Origin of the sequence: Wolbachia endosymbiont of Drosophila seguyi, assembly GCF_028981765.1 — a bacterium.
GTDB lineage: Bacteria > Pseudomonadota > Alphaproteobacteria > Rickettsiales > Anaplasmataceae > Wolbachia > Wolbachia pipientis.
This window is the reverse complement of sequence record NZ_JAPQLM010000016.1, coordinates 1-2179: the sequence shown is the minus strand read 5'-3', so window position 1 is coordinate 2179 and position 2179 is coordinate 1. Positions and strand designations below refer to the sequence as shown.

The following is a 2179-nucleotide window of genomic DNA, read 5'->3' as shown; positions in this document are numbered from 1 at the left end:
AATCCTCCAAAATTTTATTTTACCCAAAAAAACTCTTTTCTTTCTCTCCACTTTTTCTGGGTAAGGTCAGAAATTTAATGATCCAGGATATACTCCTTTGTTAAGGGAGATTGAGCATTTTCGAATATTTCTTGAGTGCTTCCAGACTCAACAATTCTGCCATTATGAAAGAAAATTACACTATCAGATAACTTTTTAGCTTGCTTCATTGAATGAGTCACCATAATTATAGTAAATCTTAATTTTAGCTCTTGTATAAGATTTTCGATTGCATTGGTTGCCATTGGATCAAGAGCAGAGCACGGTTCATCCATTAATAAAATAGTTGGCTTCACTGCAATTGCGCGAGCGATGCATAGCCTCTGTTGTTGGCCACCGGATAAATTGAGTGCGCTATCTTGCAATCTGTCCTTCAATTCTTCCCATAAACCAACCTTGGTTAAACTATTTTCCACCATCTCATTCAATTTTTGCTTATCCTTCGCCATACCATGCAATTTTGGCCCACAAGCAACATTATCATATATTGATTTTGGAAAAGGATTTGGCTTTTGAAATACCATACCAACTTTTGCTCTAAGTAGTACAACATCCATATCGCGTGAATATATATCACCCAGCCCATCGATATCTAATTCACCAACAGTTTTGCAACCTGGTACATAGTCATTCATACGATTAAAACAACGCAAAAATGTTGATTTACCGCACCCGGATGGTCCGATAAAAGTAGTAACTTTTCTTTTATAAATATTCAAATTTATATCGAATAAAACTTGCTTAGAGCCGTACCAGAGATTTAAATCTTTAACAGAGGCACGTGTATTGCTCATATCACATCCTGCATTGAATAGAGCCCCGGAATTTCTCTTTTATTTTCGTATAGCCATACTGCTGCTTGAACAGCTCCTCTAGCAAATGTTGTGCGATCAATTGCTTTGTGGTTTAGTTCTATCCGTTCATCAGAATTAACAAACATCACGCTGTGATCTCCTATTACTCCACCTCCACGAGATACTGCAAAACCTATTCCCCCCTTTTTCCTTATGTTTGAACCACTATGTAAATATTGATTGGACTGAAAATCCACTTTTGAAGCGTTAGCAATTGTTTTGCCAAGTTCTATAGCTGTTCCAGATGGTGAATCCTTTTTTAAGTTATGATGCATTTCCCAAATCTCAACGTCATATTCATTACCTAAAAGCTCAGCAGCTTTTTTTACCAATTTCAGCAACACATTAACCCCAACACTCATATTTGCTGACCATAATATTGGAACTTCAGCAGCATATTCTTTCAAATCGACACCTTCTATTCCAGTTGTGCCACTAACCAGCGGTGTTTTAAATTTTACAGCTGCTTTAAGGCAGTCTAACATACATTCTTTAGTTGTAAAATCTATTACAACGTCAGATGACTCAAATATGCCACTAATAGAACTTGTAACTTTAATTCCTAGATTGGCTATAATTGGTCCAATATCTGAATCTATGTACTTACTACCTGAACGGGCAACAGCACCTGCTATTTCCACTTTGGTATTTGTAATTAATTCATTGAGTATTTTTTTGCCCATTCTGCCTAAGCAGCCTATTACTCCAACTCTGATTTTCATAAAGCTTTTTACGTTTATTAAGAATGTTAGGCCTTTTTTTAAGCTCTGTCACTTCTGATCTATATTCTATAGCTGTACGAACACTGCAATTTCAGATCCCAGTGCCTTGACCACAACTATTGCAATATGGTACATAGTGAACGATGTCATTCCAGTCTGGAATCTAGCCTTTCTGCAATCTCATCGAAAACGTTTTTCTATGCTAGTTTGCTTGCTTACAAGCAAACTTTTCTGGATCCCAGTGTCTGGGCACTGGGATGACACCCTGACAACCGTCATCCCGCTACTTGTTAGCGGGATCTATGCTAAAAGATACCGCGAATGAATCGCGGTATGACGTAGGACTACTGTCATTCCAGTGCTCCTTTTTTTGTCATCCCAGTGCGTGACACTGGGATCTAGCCTTTATTATTTGGTTGAAATTAAGTTCTCTGGATCCCAGTGTCAGCTACTTTCATGACATCATTATAAAGTAAAATGAGATCCCAGTGTCTGGGCACTGGGATGACAAGAATAGGGCACTGGGATGACAAGAATAGGGCACTGGGATGACAAGAATAGGGC

The 2179-nt window shown here is 38.1% G+C and carries 2 protein-coding genes; both read right to left on the bottom strand.

Features of this window, described 5'->3' with window-relative positions:
- Nucleotides 1-74: 74 nt before the first annotated feature.
- Nucleotides 75-833, bottom strand: a complete 759-nt coding sequence (pstB, locus tag OZD62_RS00290) for a phosphate ABC transporter ATP-binding protein PstB (protein WP_006280935.1) — start codon at nt 831-833, stop codon at nt 75-77.
- On the bottom strand, nt 830-1615 hold the full coding sequence (gene dapB / locus OZD62_RS00285; protein WP_010962542.1) for a 4-hydroxy-tetrahydrodipicolinate reductase: 786 nt from the start codon (nt 1613-1615) through the stop codon (nt 830-832). The genes pstB and dapB overlap by 4 nt, the downstream gene beginning before the upstream one ends.
- Nucleotides 1616-2179: the final 564 nt, after the last annotated feature.